The following is a 20,263-nucleotide window of genomic DNA, read 5'->3' on the forward strand; positions in this document are numbered from 1 at the left end:
CGGTGCTGAACATCCGGGTCGAGCTTGATGATCTCACTGCCGGGCATGGTGTGGGTTGGGTTGATGGGATTGTTGACCCGGTCCCGATGTCGAGTGTGGAACAGCTCCTCTGCCACGGCGACATCACGACCACCGTCTTCGGTACCCATGGGGAAGTACTCCAGCACGGGAAAACGAAACGCCTGTTCACGACCGCGCAAAAGGCCGCTATGGCGGCACGGGATGGTGGGTGTGTGTGGCCGGGCTGCGACCGGGGCCCGTCGTGGTGCGAAAGCCACCACGTCGATGACTGGAAACACCAAACCTACGCACCCGGGCGAACAGACATCGACAACGGGGCCCTGCTGTGTCACTTCCACCACACACATGTGCATTCTTCTGAGTGGAAACTCGCCATGCAGAACGGCGTACCCGTGCTGATCCCACCGAAAAGCATCGACTGGGAACAAACCCCCAGACCATGCAGTCAGATCAGATCACGAAGACGCGGCCCCCTCCCCACCGCACCATTACCACCATGGGTCAGACAACCACGACCATACACAACCTGACCGCCACCGCCACCGCCACCGCCAGTGCTCGATCGCGCCGTTCGGCCTATCCGGCATCGCGCCTCAGTTGCCTATGCCGCCTCAGCCGTGTCAGCTGCCGAAGGCGGCGCGACGGATGGCCCGGGCGGGGTGCTCGTCGGGCAAGAAGGGTCCGTTGCCGGGGAAGATCTTCTCCCGCAATGTGCCGGGGGCGTATCCGCTCTGCATCATTCCGCGACGACGCAGCTCGGGGCTGACGTGGTTGACGAAGTCTTCGAAGGTACCGGGCGAGACGACGTACTGCACGTTCATGCCGTCGACACCGGCATCCTGCCATTTTTCGAGGTGGTCAGCGATCTGCTCGGGCGTTCCCACCACGCGCAGGTTGCCGTACCACCGCACCAACTCGCCGATCGTGTACGAAGGGTTCGGCGACATGGCAATGAGGTCGGCCACGATTCCGGTCTGGCCTTCGGGCCGCTTGCCGATCTCGAAGATGGGCTCTTTCGGGTCGAGCTGGCTGAAGTCGTAGTTCAGAAAGACGCTCTGCTTGGCGAGGTTCGCCTCGATGCTCTGAAAGTCGGTGATCTCTTCGTGCATACGCTTGGCTTCAGCCTCAGTCGAGCCGACGACGAAACCGAGGATGCCGAAGAGCTTCACGTTGTGCGGGCTGCGTCCGTGCCGAATGGCGGCGGCACGAACATCCGAAACCACCGGCCCGGCCTCCTCGGGAGTCAGCGCATTGATGAAAAGACCTTCGGCGTTGCGCCCGGCGTAGTCACGCCCGCGCGGCGACACCCCGGCCTGCATGAGAAACGGGGTGCGCTGCGGCGATGGCTCGCTGAGGTGCGGCCCCACCACGTCGTAGAACGGCCCAACGTGGTTGATTTCGTGAATCTTCGAGGGCTCGTTGTACTGACGCAGCGCCTTGTTGCGAACGACCGCGTCGTCTTCCCAACTCGCCTCCCACAGCTTGTAGACGACGTCGATGTAATCGTCGGCCCGGGCGTACCGGTCGCCGTGGTCGGGTAGGCCGCCAAACCCCAGGTTGCGGCCCGCTCCGGGGAGAAAGGTGGTCACGATGTTCCACGAGATGCGGCCCTTGGTGAGGTGGTCGAGCGTCGACATCTTGCGGGCGAATGAGTACGGCGGCTCTTGCAGAATGTTCTGCGTGAGCACGAACCCCAGGTTCTTCGTGGCATATGCCAGTGCCGGAATCAGCTCGCCTGGGTCGTTGATCGGAAACTGCATGCCGCTGAATACCGACGCCTCGCGCGAGGAGCCGAATGTGTCGTAGGGTGCGAGCACGTCGGCGAAGAACAGCGTGTCGAAGTTGCCGCGTTCAAGCAGTTGGGCGATGTCGACCCAGTAGTCGAGATCGTTGTACTCGAGCTGGCGACTGCCGGGCCAGGCCCACATGCCCTGATCGTGGTGCGAGGCCGAAAAGATGTTGAACGCGTTGAAGAGCATTCTGGGGCGGTCAGCCATGGGTCACTTGCCTTCTGTCGGTGCTGGTGTCTGAACGGGCACAATACCGAACACGTCTTTGCCTATTTCGCCGGCCAGCACCTCGGTCGAGTAGGCCATGAGTTGCCCGGCCTGCGCGTCTCGAAGGTGCCGCTGAATGGGTGACGACTTCAGGAATCCGGATGCCCCACCCACCCTTCCGCCGAGCTGAGCCACCTCGACAGCGATCTTGTTCGCAAGGTACTTCGACCGAGAGAGGTTGGTGAAGAAAGTGGGCACACCGTTGTCTGCCTGCCAGAAGGTCTGCTTGATGAACGCTCGGGCGGCCTCGAGCCGGCTCTGAACATCCGCAACCTCGAACTGCAGCCATTGCTGGTGACTGAGGGGTGCGCCCATGATCACGCGCGACTGGGCGTGTTTGACGATGGCAGCCAGCGCCGCGTCGGCGACGCCGAGCGAGATCATCGGCAAGCCGGCCGGAATGGCAGCGAAGTCGGCGAATTCGGGGGTGCGGGCACGCTGGTCGGCTCGGAGAACGGTGTTGTTGAACGCGAGCAGCTGGCTGCGGGTGGCACGCAGGCCCAACGTGTCCCAGATGGGAATGATGCTGAGCGTCGGGTCGGCGGTCGGCACGCCGAAGAAAGTGGGGGCGTCGTCGACGAGGGCGTTCACGAAGAGGTAGTCGGCGATCTCGCTGCCCGAGACGAACCGTTTGGCACCGTCGAGCGCCCAGCCGCCCTCGACCGGCAGCGCGGCCTGTTGCGGGTTCAGAAAACGGTTGCCGCTGGTGGGCTCAGAGAGGGCGTTCGAGAACCTCTTGCCGGCCAGAAACTCGTCGGCGTAGAACGAACCGAGGGTGCCTCGGGTGGTCTGGGCGAGGCTGATGCCGGCACCGGTGTGCATGGTCCAGATGGTGGCGGTCGACGGATCGCCCTGGGCGATGGTTCGCACGATCTCGCCGTAGGCCTGGTAGCTCAGCCCGCGGCCACCCACGTCGGCGGGCAGCGCGGCTTCGTCGAGCCCGGCGTCGTGCAGGGCCTCGAGGTTGCCGACAGCGATCTCCGCCTTGTCGTCGTAGTACGCGGCCGTCTCGGCGAAACCGAGGGCGAGTTCGGTCGCTGTGTCGATGAGGTCTTGCTCCCAGGCGGCAACGGCGAACGGGCTGCTGGGCGGGGCCGCGTGGGCGCTGGCGGGGGTGTCGGGGATGGCCGGGTCAGTCATGGGTGCGTCTCTCAATGCGATGAACGAGGTGGTGCGGGCCGGGGGTGGCGAGCCGGGTGGCGCTGGGGCCAGGTGGGGCGAGCCGGGTGGCGTTGGGGCCAGGTGGGGCGAACAGGCGGAGGGGGCGTCGGCGCATCGTGAGGGTTAGGCCGGCGCGGGCACGAGCGACGAGGCGGCGACGGCGATTTCGGCGTGCAGAGACTGTTTCAGGGCATCCGGAGCAAAACTCGCCGTCACAGACGCGTGGGCCAGCGTGACGAGTTCGTTCATTCCCCAACCGTAGGCGCCGGCTACCAGGCTCCACTCGCTTTCGAGGCGAGTGCCGATGGGCGCCGGGTCGTCGGTGTTAACGGTGACGAGAACTCCCCGGCGCTGCAGCTCGGCCAGCGGGTGTTGCTCGAGGTCGGGGTAGATGCCGAGGGTGAGGTTCGAGCGGGGGCAGATGCCGAGCGGAATCTGGTGCTCGGCGAGGTAGTCGACGAGAGCCGGGTCTTCGATGGCCCGCACACCGTGGTCGATGCGTTCGGCGTGCAGCAGGCGAATCGCATCCCACACCCCCTCTGGCCCGCTAGATTCGCCGGCGTGAACCGTGCGGTGAAGGCCAACCCGGCGGGCGATGTCGAAGGCCTCGGCGAATTTCGGACCCGTGCGGCCGGCCACCCGCTCGTCACCATCGATCGACAGCGCGACTACGCGGGAGGGCCGCGCTTCGGCCAGCCACGTCACTGCGGCAACGCCTTCGGCCGCGCTCTGGGTGCGGAGCAGCGAGTAACAGAGGTTCACCACGCAGAGCCCGTCGGCCTCGGCCTCGGCCAACCCCTCAGCGAACGCATCGAGCAGCCCGGCCACGTTGCCCGCCCACGCGTGCCAGTGGGTCGGATTGATGATCGCGTCGGTGTACCGGATGCCCGAGGCACTCTGCCGCGCAGCGAACCGGTACGCCAACCGCGCCGCCTGCTCGCGAGTCACCACCAGCCCGCCCTGCCAGTCGAGAAACTGCAGAAACCCGCTGAGCCCCGTCACCCCGATGCCGTTCGCAGCGCCGCCGCCCGTACCGAGAGTGAACGCCTCGGGGTTGCTGTGCGTGCTGATGTCGAACAGTGTCGCTGCCGGGCCGGGCAGCGCAACACCGGCCGTCTTGGCGAGTTCGATGAGGTCGGCGAGGTCGAACGAGCCTTCGAGATGCACGTGCACCTCTGCCTTGGGCAGGGCGCGGATGGCGTTTTCGTCGATGTACATGGTGTCCTGGTTCGGTACGGGTCGGTTGGGGTCGGGTCGGGTCTCGGGGGCGCGGATGCGGAGCGATTTGCGCGTCAGGCGGTAGCCGACGGCAGGGCGCCCGCGATGACCCGCCCGCGACTGACCACTGCAACGATGTTCTCGGGAACCAGATCGCCGAGGTCGTTCCACGGCTGCCCGCGCACCACGATGAAGTCGGGCACGAAGCCCTGCCTGATGAGACCGACCGTCGCGCCGAGCCCGATGCTGGCCGCCGCATCAGAGGTCGAGGCCACGAGGGTGCGCTCGGCGCTCCAGTCGAACGCCTGCTGCATGAGCCGCATCTCATCGAGCTGGCCGCCGTGGCGAACGAACCGCCCGTTGGCATCGGTACCGAGCACGAACCGCACGCCGGCACGACCTGCCTTCAGAAACATGGGGTCGCGGTCGGCGATCACTCCGCGCGCTTTCGCACTCGAATCAGCACGAATGGTGCCGCCGCCTGCCGCAACGATGTCGTTGATGATGAGGGTGGGCGCCACAGGAATGTTGGCCGTGACGAGCTGCTCGAGCTGGGCATCCGTCATTCCCGTACCGTGCTCGATGGAGTCGACACCCTCGGCCAACGCGATGTCGATGCCCTCGGCCGAGTGCGAGTGTGCAGCGACGAGCATGCCGAGCGCGTGCGCCTCGTCGATGGTCGCGGCGAGTTCGGCACGGGTCTGGTTGCGCCAACCCACCTGGTCACCCATTGAGAGGATTCCGCCGCTGGTGTAGATCTTGATGCCCGTCGCGCCTTCGCGAGCCCACTCCCGCACGAGTCTGCGGCACTCGTCGGGCGAATCGGCGACCGGCGGGCGAGTGCGAAAACGCGGGGGAGTGAACAGGTCGCCGTGACCGGCCGTCATGCCCACCGGCCCGTTCGACAACAGCCGCGGCCCCGCCAGCACACCCTGGTCGAACGCGCGGCCGACCGAGATCTGAATCGACGACGCCGCGAGGTCGCGCAGAGTGGTCACGCCGAATGCCGCAAAACGTTGTGCGTGCGCGGCCACGTGCATGGCCTGCTCCTCGGGCGGCGTGACCAGGGGCCACGCGTCACCGGGGCCCGCACCGTCGATGACGCTGGTGTCGAGGTGAACGTGCGTGTCGACGAGCCCCGGAATCAGCGAGAGGCCGGGGTAGCGGTCTGCTGCTGCCGCGTCGGCTGACGTTGCGGAACCTGCTGATGCTGCCGAACCTGCTGATGCCGGCGTCACGTCGGTCAGCCGGTCTCCGCTCCACGTCACCGTGCTCGGCCCCACGAGTGTCTCGCCGTTCCACACGGTGATGCCGGTGAGGGTTCCCTCGGTGCTGCTGCTGCTGCTGCTGGTGCTGGTGATGGTCGTCGTGCTCATACTGTTGCCTTCTGTTCAGTGTTGTTCTGTTCGCTGCCGCCCTGAGCTGACGGCTCCGGATGCCCGGCCCGCAGCACTCGCCCCAACCGCTCACCCGTGAACTCGCCCCCGTCAACCACCACGTGGCCCGCGAGCACGACGTACGAAATCCCCTCGGGCCGAGCCGACGGAGTCGCCGGCGACCCACCGGCGTGCCCCACCGTCGCCGGGTCGAACACCACCACGTCAGCGATCGACCCCGGCAGCAGCGTTCCCCGCCCGACGAGCCCGAACTGCGACGCGGTGGCCGAGGTCATCTTGCGAATCGCCTCCGGCAGCGCCAGCACACCGAGATCACGACTGTATGTGCCGAGAACCGTGGGAAAGCATCCCCAGGCCCGCTGGTGAGCGAGCCCCACCGGAATCGAGTTGTCAGACCCGATCATGATCAGCGGGTCGGCGAGAATCTCCCGCACATCACTCTCGGCCATCAGCTCGTAGACCATCATCGACGCAGGGTCGTCGAGCACCGCGTCGCAGAGCGCCTGCCACGGCGTGATACCGGCCGAGGAGGCCAGTTCGGCGAGCGTACGCCCCTGCCGGGCCGGGTCGTTGTGCATACTGATCGTCACGCCGGCGGGGGTGGTCTGGTGCCACGATCCGGGCGACCCTCCCTCGGGCGGTGTCGCGGCCTCGAGGGCGATGGCGTGCCAGCGTTCACGTTCGTCGGGGTCACTCAATCGGTCGAGCATCCGGTCGCGGCTGCCTTCCTGAATGGCGCTGGGAAAGAGGGCCGCCAGAAACGTTTCACCGGTCGTGTACGGGTACTGATCGCCGAACACCTCGATGCCCTCGGCCCGTGCGGCTCGAATCGTCTCGAGCAGAAACGAGGCCGTGCCGTGGTTCTGGATGCCCGCGACCTTGCAGTGCGAGATCTGCAGTTTCACGCGCGCACGTCGCGCCACCTCGATGGCTTCGGCCATACCCTCGGCCAAGTGGCTGCCTTCGTCGCGCAAGTGTGTCGCGTACGCACGCTGCCACCGCGACGCCACCCGCGCGATCGCAGTCACCTCATCGACGTTCGCGTACGAGCCCGGTGCGTAGATCAGCCCGGTCGAGAACCCGATCGCGCCGTCGGCGAAGGCCTCGTCGGCCAGCTCGGCCATGCGCTCGATGGCGCCCGGTTCGAGACCGACCGCCATGCCGTTCGCACTCATGCGCAGGGTGTGGTGGCCGACCAGTGACGCGATGTGGTTCGTCGGCCCCGCCGCCTCGATCTCGTCGAGATACTCACCGAAGGTGCGCGGGTGCGACACGACCCCGGCTTTCGTCGTCGAGGAGATGGGCCGGTGGTGCTCAACCGCGACCTCGTCGACGAGCGGGGCGGCAGAGTTGCCGCAGTTGCCCACGATCTCGGTCGTCACGCCCTGATACAACTTGAACGGCTGCGGCTCGGCCATCAGCGGAACAACATCGGAGTGCGTGTGCGGGTCGATGAACCCGGGCGCCACGGCGAGTCCGGTCGCGTCGATCACCCGCACGGCTGTCACTTCGAGCGCGGGGCCGATGTCCACGACCCGGTCGCCCACAATGGCCACGTCGGCGACGACCCCGGCAGAGCCGAGGCCGTCGTACACGGTGCCGCCTCGCACGAGCACGTCGACGGCGACGGCGGCTGCAGCCTCGTCTGGCACAGCGCCCATCCCAGCGCCCATCACAACGCCCCGAATCGGCGTTGAACCAGGGCGTCGAGAATGCTCACCACGGTGTATGCGAGCATCGTGAACCCGGTGATCAGAACCGCGGATGCCCACATGGCGTCGTACCCGAAACTGCCGGCCGAGCGCGAGATGAACCCGCCGAGGCCTTCACCGGTGGCCAGCCACTCGCCGATCATGGCGCCCGTGACCGCCGCCGGAATCGAGATGCGTGCCGACGCCATCACGGCCGGAAGAGACCCCGGCAGGGCCACCTTCCACAGCAGATCGAAGTTGCTGCCACCGTATGCGTAGACCAGATCGCCGTGCTGGGCCTGCGCCTGCCGCAGACCGAACAGCACGTTGGCCAGCGCGGGAAGGAACACCACGAGCGTGACGATCGCCGTCACACCACCGATACCCACACCGAACAGCAGCGTGATGAGCGGCGTGATGACGATGACCGGAATCGAGCGCAGAATCGTAGCCGTCGGCATGAACACGTTCTCGAGCGTCACAGAAAGGCTGAAGAACACCGCAGCGACGAACGCAACCGCGAGCCCCACGAGATACCCCACCGCGAAGTCCCGGATGGTCGCGAGCAGGTAGCCCGAGATCTCGATGCGGTTCGCGTCGGCTTTCTTGCCGGTGAACAGGTACGACCACACGTCGCTCGGGCTCTTGCCGATGAGCGGGCTGATGTGAAACACCTGCAGAAAGAGAATCCAGATGATCGTGGCAATGACGGCAGCGAGCAGAACCAAGGCCACACGGTTGACGACGAGTCGTGAAATGGTGGGCATCAGTTGCCCCCTTCCCGGCGCACCCAGGGCGTCACATACCGGCCGATGAGCCCCACCAGGGCATAGCCCAGCAGCGCGATCAGGCCGGCGAGGATGCTCATGCCCCACACCCGGTCGGGAGTGGCCGCACGCTGGGCCGCGTTCAATGCCACGCCGATTCCGCTGTCGATGCCGCCGAGGTATTCCCCGACCACGGCGCCGAGAAGCGCTCCCGGAACGGCGATCTTCAGTGCCGTGATCACAGCGGGTATCGCGGCGATCAGCTGTACCTTTCGAATCTGCGTGAAACGGCTGCCGCCATACGCGCTCACGAGATCAAGCGCCGTGCGTGACGCCGACCGCATGCCCAGAATGGCGCCGATCATCGTGGTGAAGAACACCAGCAGTGCAGCCAGGAAGATGGCGGCCGTGCGACCGCCGAAGATCAGGATGATGATCGGCCCCACCGCAGTGATGGGCAGGCACTGGCTCACGACACCCAGCTGCGTGACGACCTCTTCGAGCTTCGGAATGATCAACACGATCGAAGCGACCAGCAGCCCGGCCAGGTTGCCCCAGAGGTATCCCCAGCCGGCACGTTCGAGGGTCGAGCGGAGGTTAGGCAAGTAGAACGAGCCGAAGTCGCGAAAGACACTGTCGGCCGTGACCCAGGGTGTGGGAATGATCGAACTGCTGGGCAACACGGTCGAGAACAGTGTCCAGATGAGCAGCAGCAGCACGATACCCACCGTGCCGCCGAGCCACGGCCGGGCCAGCGCCCGCACCAGGGCGGGGCTGGTGTCGCGACTCACGCCGAGGCCTCTGCGATGCCGGAAGTGTCGGAACTGCCGGTGCTGCCGGTGCTGCCGGTGCCGCGCGGCGCGTGGGCGTCGAACAGAAGCTCGCTGAGGTGGTCGACGATCTCGTGGAACTCGGGGCTTCGAAGCGTGTCGGCCGAACGCGGGCGCGGCAGGTTGATGGGCACCATCTCGACAATGCGGCCCGGGCGAGCCGACATCACGGCGACGTAGTCTGACAGCAACACGGCCTCGGCGATGCCGTGGGTCACCATCAGGGTGGTGACGGGCCGCTCGCTCCAGATGCGCTGCAACTCGAGGTTGAGGCGCTGGCGGGTCATGTCGTCGAGCGCACCGAACGGTTCGTCGAGCAGCAGGAAGTCGGGGCGCACCACCAGTGACCGGGCGATGGAGACGCGCTGGCGCATCCCGCCGGAGAGCTGCGAGGGCCGGGCGTTCTCGAAGCCGGTGAGCCCGACCAGGTCGATGAGCTCCTGCACAGCCGTGTCATCGCGTCTGCCGATGATTTCGAGGGGGAGACGGATGTTCGTGCGAACCGAGCGCCATGGCAGCAGCGCCGAATCCTGAAAGGCGATGCCGAGGTTTCCGCGTTCGCGACTGCGGCCGCGGCGTGCCACCTCGCCGTTCACGCTCGCGGTGCCCTCTGAGGGGGTCTCAAGGCCAGCCAGGATGCGGAGAATCGTCGATTTTCCGCATCCTGACGGCCCGAGAAGAGAGACAAACGACCCACGCGGTGTCGTCAGGTTGATGCCGTCGAGCGCGGTGACGCTTGTGCGGCCGAGCCGAAATGTCTTTGACAGGTCGGTTACGGCGACACCGATGGCGTCAGCCGACACGGTTGTGGGCGTTGTCTCCATCATCATTTGAGATCCGGGTTCTCCTTGTAGACGTCGTTGATGACCGACGTGTCGAACAGCTGGTCAGCGGTGATGTCGATCTTCGCCAGCTTCAAAGCGGTGATCGACTGGTCGACCAGGGCCGGCGTGATCGTCAGCAGACCGTTGGCCTTGGTGTCGTCGGTCACCATCAGGGTGTTCTGAATCGTGATCGCCGCGAGCTGTGAGTCGTAGTTGAAGTTCTGGTCTTTTCCGTAGGTCTCGACCGTGATCTTCGTTGCGGTGGCGGGGTCTGCCACGGCGTCTTTCCAGCCCTTGATGATGGCTTTCAGCGCCGCCTTGAGCTCGTCGCGGTGGTTGTCGATGGTGTCTTGCGACGCCACGAGGGTCTCGCCGACGAGCGGCAGGCCCTGGTCGGCCAGTAAGAACTGAACGGACGGGGTCTTGGCCGTGCCGACGGTACCGGTGAACGAGGTCGTGTACCCGTTGTATCCGTCGACCTGGCCGCTGGCGAGCTGGTCGGGGCCGTTGGTCTGCGGCACCGTCTTGACGTCGTCGCTGGTCAGGTTGTTAGCCGCCAGGAAGGCCTGCCACGCGAGCGTGTTGAAGTCGGAGACCGCGATGGTCTTGCCCTTCAGCGAGGCGGCCGTCTTCAGCGGTGAGCTGGCGAGCGACACCACGTTGAACGGGTTCTTCTGGTAGTCGGCGGCGATGATCTTGATCGCCGCACCCTTGACCACGGCGGGCGCCGTGATGAGCGGCGAGCTGATTCCGATCAGCGACTTGCCGGTCGCGACCTGGGCTTCGGCCGACACGGCCGACGAGCCACCCGCCGTCAGGCTCACCGAGTTGAAGCCGGCAGAGGTGAAGTAGCCGTTCTTGTCGGCGAAGAACTCACCGGCGAACTCGGTGTTCTTCAGGTAGGAGAGCTGAATGTCGATGTCGCCGTAGCTGGCGGCGGCACCCGAGGTGCTGGGCGAGGTCGAGGCGCCACTCGAGCAGGCGGAGAGAGCAATGGCGGCGGCGACGCCGAGTGCGGCGATCGACGCGAGTCGACCGGTGCGGGAAAGTTTCACGGTGTGTCCTCTGTGGCTTCTGATGGATGCGGGCGGGGTGTGTGCGAGCGGGTCGTGCTGCGGCGTACGCGGTGTGCGGGTTGTGAGCGGGTTGTGAGCGGGTTGTGTGCGGTTTGTGTGCGAATTATGTGCACTGCTCACGCAGCTGTGAGAACTCGAACAATCCGACGATAACGGCTGCCAGATTCATCTAGTCAACAAGTTGAAATGTAGCGACACAATGGAGAATCGCACCAAAGGCCGAGCGGCTGCTGGGGGTGCTCCGGTGCGAGAGGCGAAATCGTTTCGGGCACGTTTCGGGAGGTTTCGGGCGCACGTCAGAACGCCAGCAGGTTCTCGCGAAAAGTCGGGAACTCGTACGACGTTCGCACGACGCCCCTCCGCTGCAATGCCGGTACCAACGCTTCGGTCAACCCCGCGATGTGCGCGCGGCTCGGCTGAAAACCGGGGGCGCCGAAAAGGAATCCGTCACCGCCGATCTCGTCGATGGCAGCCACCATGGTGTCGGCGATGGTCTCGGCGGTGCCTACCAGGTCGATGCAGTCCGACGCGAACCCCATCTCGATCACACACTGCCGCAGCGTTTTGCCCGTGCCCCACTGCGCGAGCCGGGCGAGCAGCCCCGCACTGCCCTCGGTCTCGATCACCGGCAGGGGTTCGTCGAGGTCGTACACCGATAAGTCGTGCCCGGTGTACGCCGAGAGCCGCGCGAGCACGTCGATCTGAAAGCGGTGGGTCTGCATGAAGGCCGTGTACGCCGCCTGTGCCTCTTCGTCGGTTCGACCGACGATCGGCGTCACCAGAAAGAGCACTTTGCAGCTGTCGGGGTCGCGGCCCGCGAGCTCCATACGGCGGCGAATGTCGGTGCGGTAGGCCTTCATCCCCTCGATTCCGCGGGCGGTGGCCACCACCACTTCGGCGTGATCAGCAGCAAACTGGCGGCCGCGGTCTGACGCGCCGGCCTGAATGAACACCGGGCGGCCCTGCGGCGAGCGCACCGTGTTCAGCGGCCCCTTGGTCTGGTGCCATCTGCCCTTGAAGTCGACCGGATGCACTTTCGAAGGGTCGGCATAGACGCCGCTCTCGTGGTCGAGTATCACAGCGTCTGGCTCCCACGAGTTCCAGAGCGCCGAAGCGGCCGCCACGAACTCGTCGGCACGGTCGTACCGTTCGTCGTGCGGAGGCAATGGTTTGCTGCCGAAGTTGGCCGCCACGGCGTCTCCGCTCGTGGTCACCATGTTCCAGCCGAAACGCCCGCCGAGCAGACTGTCGACGGTCGATGACACCCGCGCCAGCGTGAACGGGGCGTAGTACGTGGTCGACATGGTCGCGGCGACCCCGATGCGGGTGGTGTTCGCCCCCACGGCCACCGACAGCGGCACGGGGTCGTGTTTCGGGGCGACGAGCGCTTCGCGGAGGTACTCGTCGGTCGACCCGCCGAAGGCATCCGGAATGGCAAGCGAGTCTTCGAAGAGGATGAAGTCGAAGCAGGCGCGCTCGAGGTCGCGTGCGATGTCGATGTAGAAACGGCCGTCGGCGAAGGCTCCGCCACCCGACGACAGCGGGCCGTTCCACTCGTCGGGGGCGAATGAGGTGAAGAATCCGAGATGAAAGGGGAGGGTCACCCTTCTATCCTGCGCTCGGGGTTCACGCCCTGTTTTGCGAGCAGATGACGAACTTGTAAACAAGTTGGCCCAGCGAAGACCGTCGGGTCAGACCGTGCTCCAGGGCGGCCGCACGGTTCGCACCAACGAGTAGCTCACGAGGCCCGGGCGGTGGTACTCGAGGGTGTGGAAGAGACGGCGTCCGCTTGCGCTCACGCCGATCTGCTCGAGGGTCAGAACGGGGGAGCCGAGAGGCAGGTCGAGAAGAGCGCTCATGCGGGCATCCAGAGCCACCACACCCGGCGTCGCGATCTCCCAGATGACAGGCTCGCCCCACAGCGCCGCCGCCGCAGCGAACACCGAGGGCTGAACTTCGCCGTCGAATCCGGTCGGCAGCGCGAGGCGGTCTTCGGCGACCATTGCAGGCACACCATCGGCGAACCAGCGCTTCACCGTGAAGCTGCACTGGGTACTGACCCCCGTCTCGAGCAGGGCCGCGATCGCTTTCGGCAGCGCCTCGATAGCCGTCGAGACGACCTCGACCGTGCCTGTGTAGCCCATGCGGCTGAGCAGTTCTGCGTGTTCGAACTGCTCCTCCATGCGCACGCTCATGCGCAGCGCCATGGGGTCGACCGTCGTCGCGGCGCCCTGGCGGCGGCGCAACACCCCACTTCGTTCGAGCTCGAGCAGAGAGTGCCGCAACTGCTGGCGCGAACAGCCCAGCGTGACGCTCAACTCCATTTCGCCGGGCAGCGGGGCGTGGCGCTCGGCGGCCTCCCGAACGTAGCGAAGCACTCCGGCGCGCACCCGGTCTTCTTCGTCGGTCGTTCGCCGAGGTGTCGGGATGCTCGGAAAAACGCCCGTCACCGCAGGCCCCGGGCGTTGATACTCGACGTCATGCGCCCAGCATAAGCCGAAACGGCTACAGTGCCGGCGTGATGGCGCCGATGGTGCAGCCGTAGTCGTCGAGCAGAGCGATAGTGCGCCAGCGGTCGAACGCGCCGCACGGGTGGCTGATTCCGAACCGCAGAACGGTACCGGGGGAGAGCCGGGTCTCGGTGGGAACGCGCAGGAAGGCGTGGTGGTCGTTGACGCCGGTGATGACCCAGCTGGTGGTGTCGGTGGTGGTAGCAGTGGTGGTTTCGGTGGTGGCATCGGGGGAGAGGGCATCCAGTACCCCCAGCAGCACGGGAAGCCGGTCGTCAGTGGGGGCTTCGCGGCGCCCGAACCCCACGATCACGAGCCCGGGCTCGGGTTCTGAGAGCACACTCGCCCACAGTTCGAAGGCCGGCTCGAAGCGGGTTGCGGGGTTGTCGTCGCGCGCCAGGCCGAAGGGCGAGGTTCGTTCGTAGACGCCGTGGTCGTGGGTGATGTAGCAGCCACTGCGCAGAACGCAGATGGTCTCAAAGTCGACCGCGCCGGGCCCGAGCTCGGTCACCACAAGGTCGAAGTACGAGCTGCCTCCGGCCGTGACAATCGGGATGCACATGAAGAGACCCTCGTCGTGAAGCGTGACCACCAGTTCGCGCATCGCCACCAGCAGTTCCCGGGCGCCGGGCGGAAACGCTCCACCCGCCAGTGGAATCAGTCCCTCGAACCCGGCCACGCCCGCGAGTTCGAGCAGACCCGACTTCGCCACGCGGCGGCCGAGGGCGAGCGCATCTGCCGCGCTGCGGGTTCCGGTGCGGCCGCCCGTGAACCCCACCTCGAGCAGCACCCTCAGCCGCCGGGCGGGCTGCAGCCGTCCGAGTTCGCGTTCGAGCAACTCAGCACCCTCGACCGAGTCGATGTAGCAGAGGTACTCTGCTACCGGATGCTCTGCTAGAAATGTCTCTGCCACGAACTCGATCGCGGCGCTGTCGACCAGCACGTTGGCGTGCAGGATACGCGGCACACCGAACGTCACGAGCTGGCGCACCTGCGCCGTGGTCGCCGCAGTCATCGCCCATGCTCCCGCCGCGAGCTGACGCCGGCACAATTCCTCTGAGAGATGCGTCTTCGCGTGAGGCGCGAGTTCGACGCCCGCCTCGGCGCAGAACCGGCTCATCAGGTCGACATTGTGTACCAGCGCCGAATTCTTCAGCACCATGCGTGGCAGATCGCCGCCCATCGCGGTTCTCACGGCGGCCGGGGGCCACGCGGTCGTCGGCCAGCCGGTCGTCGGCCACACATCAGGCAGATCAGTCACAGGATTCACACGAACAACGGTATCGCCCTGCCCTGCGCGGCGTTCCGCTGTGGCCTGTCGAATCCACCAAACGCCAGCGGGCGACGACGTCGACATCTCGGGCGATGCTCCGAAGAGACCAGGCGCACCCGCGTGCTCTGCTTAGGAGGAACAGATCGCGTGAGCGACGCGATCCGCCGACAGTCAAGGAAAACCGCCATGCCGCCCTCTCCCCACGCAGCCCGACGCCACGTGATGCTTCTCTTCCCGGCAGCCGTCACCACAGCCGTAGCCGTCACCACAGCCGTAGCCGTCACCACAGCCGTAGCCGTCAGCACGACCCCCAGCACCCGTGCTCAGCGCTGAGCTGGTCTGCGGCCGTCGCGTGGCGGTCGTGCTGCAGCCGGGCGACGACGTGATTCGGTCGATCGTCGACGCGTGCATCCTGCACCGCATCAGGCAGGGCTACATTGCGATGTTTCTGGGCGCGTTTCGCTCGGCTCGCCTCATTGCCACTACGAATCCGGCCACCGATCCCGAGCCTCCCCTCGGCGCCGAAGTGACCGTCGCGTACACCGAGGGCACCGGCAGCGGTTCGATCGTCTGGAACGCCGACGCCGGCGAACCCCGCGTACATCTGCACGTGGCCCTCGGCGTCAAAGACGAGGGCGGACTGGCCTACGCCGGGCACCTGCTCGGCGCCGTCACGCACTACACGGCTGAGCTGGTCATCGACGAGGTGTTGGCTCCCACGATGGTTCGTGTGGCCGACGAGCAGGCCTTCGGACTCGAGAATCTCGTGTTCAGGCCGGGCCCCTGAGCTCAGGTCGAAAGGCAGGCCAGGGCCAGGTAGAGGTCGACCCGGTCATCCATCGAGCTCACATCGCGCCCCGTTAGCTCTTCGATTCGCGCGATGCGATAGCGCAGGGTATTGGGGTGAAGGTGCAGCGACCGGGCCGCCTCCTGCCAGGCGCCGCCCGTGTTCAGAAAAACGCGCAACGTCTCGACGAACGCCGCGCCGTGTTTGGCGTCGTACTCGACCAACGGCCGCAGTACCAGGGCACCGAACGACGTGCGCGTGCGTTCGCCGAGCATGCCCAGAAGGGCCCGATGGCTCTGGATGCTCGATGCCGTGCCGAGCAGCACCGCTTCGTCACCCGTGACCCCCGACAAGCGCTCCCGCGCCACAGCGTAACCCGCCCCCAGGGCGCTCACCCCGGCCATCGCGTCGCTGAGGCCCACCCGCAGCTGGCGACCGGCGAGCAGCGGCAGGTACGTTTCAGCCAGTGCCCGCACGGCCGCGTCGAACCGGCTGGGCTCGCCCGCGGTCGTGGCTCCCTCGCCGTTGACGAGCAGCACCGGCTGATCGGCGAGAACACACCCGATCACCTGCGTGGTCTGCGACGAGAACAGCCGGTTCATCACCTCGAGCGCCGCCTCGGCCGGAAACCCGTGGCCGTGAACCTCACCCACCACCACACTCGTAGGCAACTGTGGGTCGAGCCCCTCGAGCCGCAGCCGTGTCGCCAGCTCAGTGGGCGAGACGGCGTCATCGACGAGCAACTGTACGAGCTCGCTGACCCTGCTGCGCCGGGCATCCCGCCAGCGAAGCGAGAACTCGAATTCCACGCGGAGCGCACCCACCAGGGTGTCGAACCCGCCGCGAACCTCTGCGGGCAACTCGCGGTAGTCGCCGTCGAACACCAGCGAACCGGCGGGGCGGTTCTGCGAGGCCACCAGCGGCCAGATCGACGAGGTGACCCCCGCCGTCGTCACGGAGGTCACGCGTGACGTGCCACCCTCCAGTGCATGGTTCCAGACACCGGCGATATGCGCACGGCTGGGGGAGCCGCCTACCGCGGCAATCGGGGTTCCTCGATCGTCGATGACCCACGCCGACACGGCGAACTGTTCGGCGAAACGATCGGCGAACACTCTAAGGGCGGCTCGGGCTCCGTCGCCGCGCGCCAGAACGTCGGCCAGGCTGCTCGCGAGTTCGGCCTGCCGTGCGGCGACTGCACCGGGGGAGCCCTGCTGACCCTGCTCGATGGCGTCGCTCACCGATTTGAACGACACCTTCTCGGCCAGCGTCGCGAGGGTCAGGCCGAGTTCCCGGCAGAGGTCGATCACCTCGGGGGGTAGCTGCCCGATCTCGATGAGACCGATAACGACCGCCGACACCTTCTGCGAGGCGAGGGCGCCCAGAAACTGACGGGAACCTCCCGGGCGCTGGCTCCACAACCCACTCGTGAGCACCAGATCATCCTGAGTCAGAAAGCGTGACGGATCGGGCAGATCGGTGATGTACGCCCCGGATACCATGCGTTCTGACGCGTTCTCAGCGGCGACGATGACCTGGATGCCCAGCTCGGGCCTGGCGACGAGTTCGTTGAACCTCATGACATGCTTCCCACGAAACCTCGCAGAACCTGTGTTGCAAACTGCCTGCGTTACGAACTGCCTGTGTCACACAATGCCTGTGTCACACAATGCCTGTGTGGGCGATACCGGACTCGAACCGATGACCTCTTCGGTGTGAACGAAGCGCGCTACCAACTGCGCCAATCGCCCGAGTTCACGTTCAAACTCGTGCGAATCGATACTACTCGAAACTGGGCGGCCGAATCACACCAGCGCTTCGACCGGCCGGTCAGACCGGTTCATTACGACACGCGATCCGCTCGGTTTGGTTTTGTGATCGGGGTTCAGGTAGAGTCTTCCAAGCACGCAGGAATGCGAGCAAAAAAGAAAAACAGCAGCAGTTTTGCGGATGTGGCGCAGTGGTAGCGCACAACCTTGCCAAGGTTGGGGTCGCGAGTTCGAATCTCGTCATCCGCTCGAGTGTAGTAGTACCTTTGGGGCAACCCTCTAAATGGTGGCGTGGCCGAGAGGCGAGGCAGCGGCCTGCAAAGCCGTCCACACGGGTTCAAATCCCGTCGCCACCTCGCTCAAGACAAATAAAACCGTATAAGAAGAACCGTACAAGAAGAACAACACAAAGCAATGGGCGGTTGGCGCAGCGGTAGCGCGCTTCCCTGACACGGAAGAGGTCGCTGGTTCGATCCCAGTACCGCCCACTGAAGATATGGTCCTGAATTCGTTCGGGGCCATATCTGTTTAAGCCGGATCGAGCCGGCGACCGACGAGAATTAGTGAACGCGCTGCGTTCACTCTGAAATTCTCGTCCTGGTTCGATCCCAGTACCGCCCACTGAAGATATGGTCCTGAATTCGTTCGGGGCCATATCTGTTTAAGCCGGATCGAGCCGGCGACCGACGAGAATTAGTGAACGCGCTGCGCGTGCGCCGCGACGACGAGCGCGCCGTTCGATATCTCTGGCTAGAAGCTGATCGCCCCGCGAACCCGATGCCCCACTGCGATCGATTCACCCGAGACCGCGGCGCGCGGTGAAACCAGAAACGTAACCAGGTCGGCGATCTGGGCGGGAGACGACTGCCCGGCCGCACCCGGCTCGACCGCCGTCGCCGGATTGTCGGCCACCACGCCGGGGCTCACCGTCGTGACGCTCACACCGGTGCCGGCGAGGTCGTCTGCCAGGTTCTTCGCCGCGATGATGAGCGCTGCGTTGCGAATCGATCCCGCCATGTTGCCCGTGACGAAGGCGTTCTGGCCGCTGATGCCCACGATGCGGCCGTACCCGGCCGCTCGCATCACCGGCGCCACGGCGTTCGCGACCCTCAGAAACGCGATCGCTTTCGCATCGAACGCCTCAGCCACCTGCCCGGGGTCACCGTTCTTCGACGCGTCGAGTGTACGGGCGCTGGGGGCGGCCGTCACCACAACGGCGTCGAGCCGGCCGTGCTGCTCGATCACGGCTTTGACGCCCGCGGCCACCGACTCGTCGTCACGGGCATCCATCACAATGCCGTCAACCGCGCGGCGCGACGCCACTACAACCACGGCCTGCTCTTCGCGCGCCCGCGCCACAATCGCTGCGCCGATGTACCCGGCACCGCCGACGACGAGCACCACTCGACCACTGAGCTGAAGATCCATGAATCAAGGCTAGCTGGGCGGCGGGCGGGGCGGCGCACTCCGTCGCGGAAGAGTGGTCACCTGCCCGTCCAGCGCGGGCAGAACTGGTGCTCGGCCGCCTCCACTACGGCGTTCGACAGGTCGGCTCCGTAGCCCTTGGCGATGAGTTCGTTCGTCAGGGACGACAGCGTGGCGCGCCCAGACTTCAGTTCTGTGCATCCGGAATTGCCGAGAGCAATGAGGTCGGCGTCAGTTCGGCCCGCGTCTTCGCCGTTCGACCCACTGCGCACCGAGGAGAGGAACTGCTGATTCCACGAATTACCCGAGTGCGTGGCGAAAACCGAACTGACGGAGATGCCCACCAGAAGAAGTGCGACGAAGCCGAGGCAGGCGAGAAAGAAATGGTTTCTGACCCACTCACCCGCAGAGAACATCATCGGAGCCCCGCCTCAGTTGTCATCGAATGAATGAACTGCTGTCGGGCCCGGCTGACGCCTTCGAGCACGGCTTCGGAGACGCCTTGGGCATTGGCCTGTCATGCGGGCCCGGCCCAATCTCTCAGCTCTGAATGACGAGCCAGAACTTCACAATCGCCAATCAGCCCGGTCTCGTTGTTGCGCATGTCGGGAATGGCCATGCCACTGATCATATGGTCAGGGGCAGACGCGCACCCTGCGCCCCTCCAACGTGACGATGTCGCCGAGCTGCAGCTGCCGCCCGCGGCGGAGATCGACTTCCCCGTTCACCATCACATGGCCCTCGGCAATGGCGTCTTTCACCTGACCACCCGAGTCGAGAAACCCTGCGAACTTGAGGAACTGCCCGAGACGAATGACGTCGCCGCCGATCGTCACGTCTTCGATTGGAGTCGGGTGCGTCATCCCGAAATGCTAGCTGACCAGACATCCGGCGCGGACCGCCCCTTGCGGGTTCAGCCGACGCCAGCCGGCGACTCAGGCGAGCAGTGCCGACTGCGTCGGGTGCGCGGGGAGCGCGGCCGCCGGGCGAACGAGGGCAGTTGGCCCGGGCGCTGCGAATCCGAACTGCTCATAGAGGCCGTGGGCGTTGCTGGTGAACAGGGTCCACCGAAAGCTCGCCCCGGGGCCATCGTCGATCATGGCCTTGACGATTCGCTTGCCCAGGCCGTGTGAGCGGTGCTGCTCGAGCACGATGACATCGGCGAGATATGCGAAGCCGAGGCCATCTGAGACGGCGCGTGCGAAGCCGACTTGCTCACCGGTTTGCTCGTCGTAGGCACCGATCACTCGCCACGCCTGCCGAATCTGAGTGGCGACGTCGTCGCGGCTTCGCCATTTGCCCCAGTATGCCTCGCGCAGTGCGCCCCAGACCACGTCGATGTCGATTCGGTCACGGGTGTCGTCGACGATATAGCTCACTCTCGAATTTTAGACCGGGCTGTGCCGGTGAGAGTGCGACGATAGCTCACAGCGGTCAGTTCGACCGTGGAGAACGAC

The 20,263-nt window shown here is 65.8% G+C and carries 20 protein-coding genes and 4 tRNA genes; 6 read left to right on the plus strand and 18 right to left on the minus strand.

What is annotated here, in order from left to right; genetic code table 11:
• Positions 1 to 641: 641 nt before the first annotated feature.
• The 12 genes from D4765_RS07545 to D4765_RS07600 form a co-directional block, all read right to left on the minus strand.
• The gene (locus D4765_RS07545) at positions 642 to 2,018 is read right to left on the minus strand and encodes an LLM class flavin-dependent oxidoreductase (RefSeq protein ID WP_136641683.1); all 1,377 of its coding nucleotides are present in this window, start codon (positions 2,016 to 2,018) and stop codon (positions 642 to 644) included.
• Positions 2,019 to 2,021: 3 nt separating this feature from the next.
• A complete protein-coding gene (locus D4765_RS07550; RefSeq protein WP_136641684.1) occupies positions 2,022 to 3,218 on the minus strand; it encodes an acyl-CoA dehydrogenase family protein in 1,197 nt (398 codons plus the stop codon).
• A gap of 144 nt (positions 3,219 to 3,362) precedes the next feature.
• Positions 3,363 to 4,457, minus strand: a complete 1,095-nt coding sequence (gene add, locus D4765_RS07555) for an adenosine deaminase (RefSeq protein ID WP_136641685.1) — start codon at positions 4,455 to 4,457, stop codon at positions 3,363 to 3,365.
• 74 nt (positions 4,458 to 4,531) lie between these two features.
• A complete protein-coding gene (locus tag D4765_RS07560) occupies positions 4,532 to 5,833 on the minus strand; it encodes an amidohydrolase family protein (RefSeq protein WP_136641686.1) in 1,302 nt (433 codons plus the stop codon).
• Entirely contained in the window at positions 5,830 to 7,515 is a 1,686-nt protein-coding gene (locus tag D4765_RS07565; RefSeq protein ID WP_136641687.1) for an N-acyl-D-amino-acid deacylase family protein, read from the minus strand. Before D4765_RS07565 ends, D4765_RS07560 begins: the two co-directional genes overlap by 4 nt.
• Positions 7,516 to 7,526: 11 nt before the next feature.
• Positions 7,527 to 8,312, minus strand: a complete 786-nt coding sequence (locus tag D4765_RS07570; RefSeq protein ID WP_136641688.1) for an ABC transporter permease — start codon at positions 8,310 to 8,312, stop codon at positions 7,527 to 7,529.
• Positions 8,312 to 9,103: an ABC transporter permease gene (locus D4765_RS07575; RefSeq protein WP_237280309.1), complete on the minus strand. Its 792-nt coding sequence runs from the start codon at positions 9,101 to 9,103 to the stop codon at positions 8,312 to 8,314. Before D4765_RS07575 ends, D4765_RS07570 begins: the two co-directional genes overlap by 1 nt.
• Positions 9,100 to 9,972, minus strand: a complete 873-nt coding sequence (locus D4765_RS07580; RefSeq protein ID WP_136641689.1) for an ABC transporter ATP-binding protein — start codon at positions 9,970 to 9,972, stop codon at positions 9,100 to 9,102. Before D4765_RS07580 ends, D4765_RS07575 begins: the two co-directional genes overlap by 4 nt.
• Positions 9,969 to 11,021, minus strand: a complete 1,053-nt coding sequence (locus D4765_RS07585; protein WP_161580385.1) for an ABC transporter substrate-binding protein — start codon at positions 11,019 to 11,021, stop codon at positions 9,969 to 9,971. The genes D4765_RS07580 and D4765_RS07585 overlap by 4 nt, the downstream gene beginning before the upstream one ends.
• Before the next feature lie 317 nt (positions 11,022 to 11,338).
• Positions 11,339 to 12,646 carry an NtaA/DmoA family FMN-dependent monooxygenase gene (locus D4765_RS07590; protein ID WP_136641691.1) on the minus strand — a complete coding sequence of 436 codons (1,308 nt, stop codon included), beginning with the start codon at positions 12,644 to 12,646 and terminating at the stop codon, positions 11,339 to 11,341.
• Positions 12,647 to 12,733: 87 nt separating this feature from the next.
• The gene (locus D4765_RS07595; RefSeq protein WP_136641692.1) at positions 12,734 to 13,492 is read right to left on the minus strand and encodes a GntR family transcriptional regulator; all 759 of its coding nucleotides are present in this window, start codon (positions 13,490 to 13,492) and stop codon (positions 12,734 to 12,736) included.
• Between the two features lie 55 nt (positions 13,493 to 13,547).
• A complete protein-coding gene (locus tag D4765_RS07600) occupies positions 13,548 to 14,813 on the minus strand; it encodes a type III PLP-dependent enzyme domain-containing protein (protein ID WP_161580386.1) in 1,266 nt (421 codons plus the stop codon).
• Positions 14,814 to 15,011: 198 nt separating this feature from the next.
• On the opposite strand from D4765_RS07600, the gene D4765_RS19160 reads away from it, so the two are divergent.
• A complete protein-coding gene (locus D4765_RS19160) occupies positions 15,012 to 15,158 on the plus strand; it encodes a hypothetical protein (protein WP_161580387.1) in 147 nt (48 codons plus the stop codon).
• Complete coding sequence (locus D4765_RS07605) at positions 15,145 to 15,612, plus strand: PPC domain-containing DNA-binding protein (RefSeq protein ID WP_136641694.1); 468 nt, start codon at positions 15,145 to 15,147, stop codon at positions 15,610 to 15,612. Before D4765_RS19160 ends, D4765_RS07605 begins: the two co-directional genes overlap by 14 nt.
• 2 nt (positions 15,613 to 15,614) lie before the next feature.
• Here the strand turns inward: D4765_RS07605 and D4765_RS07610 are convergent, their stop codons facing one another.
• Both D4765_RS07610 and D4765_RS07615 read right to left on the minus strand, forming a co-directional pair.
• Positions 15,615 to 17,192, minus strand: a complete 1,578-nt coding sequence (locus D4765_RS07610; RefSeq protein ID WP_136641695.1) for a PucR family transcriptional regulator — start codon at positions 17,190 to 17,192, stop codon at positions 15,615 to 15,617.
• A gap of 98 nt (positions 17,193 to 17,290) precedes the next feature.
• Positions 17,291 to 17,363: transfer RNA gene (locus D4765_RS07615), tRNA-Val, on the minus strand.
• Between D4765_RS07615 and D4765_RS07620 the strand changes: the two genes are divergently transcribed.
• The 4 genes from D4765_RS07620 to D4765_RS07635 all read left to right on the plus strand — a co-directional run bounded on the left by D4765_RS07620 (position 17,328) and on the right by D4765_RS07635 (position 17,869).
• Entirely contained in the window at positions 17,328 to 17,579 is a 252-nt protein-coding gene (locus tag D4765_RS07620) for a hypothetical protein (RefSeq protein WP_136641696.1), read from the plus strand. The genes D4765_RS07615 and D4765_RS07620 overlap by 36 nt on opposite strands.
• Positions 17,559 to 17,630: transfer RNA gene (locus D4765_RS07625), tRNA-Gly, on the plus strand. Before D4765_RS07620 ends, D4765_RS07625 begins: the two co-directional genes overlap by 21 nt.
• A 36-nt stretch (positions 17,631 to 17,666) precedes the next feature.
• A tRNA-Cys gene (locus D4765_RS07630) sits at positions 17,667 to 17,737 on the plus strand.
• A 60-nt stretch (positions 17,738 to 17,797) separates the two neighbouring features.
• Positions 17,798 to 17,869, plus strand: a tRNA-Val gene (locus tag D4765_RS07635).
• Positions 17,870 to 18,131: 262 nt separating this feature from the next.
• Here D4765_RS07635 and D4765_RS07640 read toward each other — a convergent pair.
• The 4 genes from D4765_RS07640 to D4765_RS07655 form a co-directional block, all read right to left on the minus strand.
• The gene (locus D4765_RS07640; RefSeq protein WP_136641697.1) at positions 18,132 to 18,809 is read right to left on the minus strand and encodes an SDR family NAD(P)-dependent oxidoreductase; all 678 of its coding nucleotides are present in this window, start codon (positions 18,807 to 18,809) and stop codon (positions 18,132 to 18,134) included.
• A gap of 56 nt (positions 18,810 to 18,865) precedes the next feature.
• A complete protein-coding gene (locus D4765_RS07645; RefSeq protein WP_136641698.1) occupies positions 18,866 to 19,225 on the minus strand; it encodes a DUF732 domain-containing protein in 360 nt (119 codons plus the stop codon).
• Positions 19,226 to 19,441: 216 nt separating this feature from the next.
• On the minus strand, positions 19,442 to 19,669 hold the full coding sequence (locus tag D4765_RS07650; protein ID WP_136641699.1) for an RNA-binding S4 domain-containing protein: 228 nt from the start codon (positions 19,667 to 19,669) through the stop codon (positions 19,442 to 19,444).
• Positions 19,670 to 19,741: 72 nt separating this feature from the next.
• Positions 19,742 to 20,185: a GNAT family N-acetyltransferase gene (locus D4765_RS07655; RefSeq protein ID WP_136641700.1), complete on the minus strand. Its 444-nt coding sequence runs from the start codon at positions 20,183 to 20,185 to the stop codon at positions 19,742 to 19,744.
• Positions 20,186 to 20,263: the final 78 nt, after the last annotated feature.

Source organism: Subtercola vilae (assembly GCF_004923255.1).
Lineage (GTDB): Bacteria > Actinomycetota > Actinomycetes > Actinomycetales > Microbacteriaceae > Subtercola > Subtercola vilae.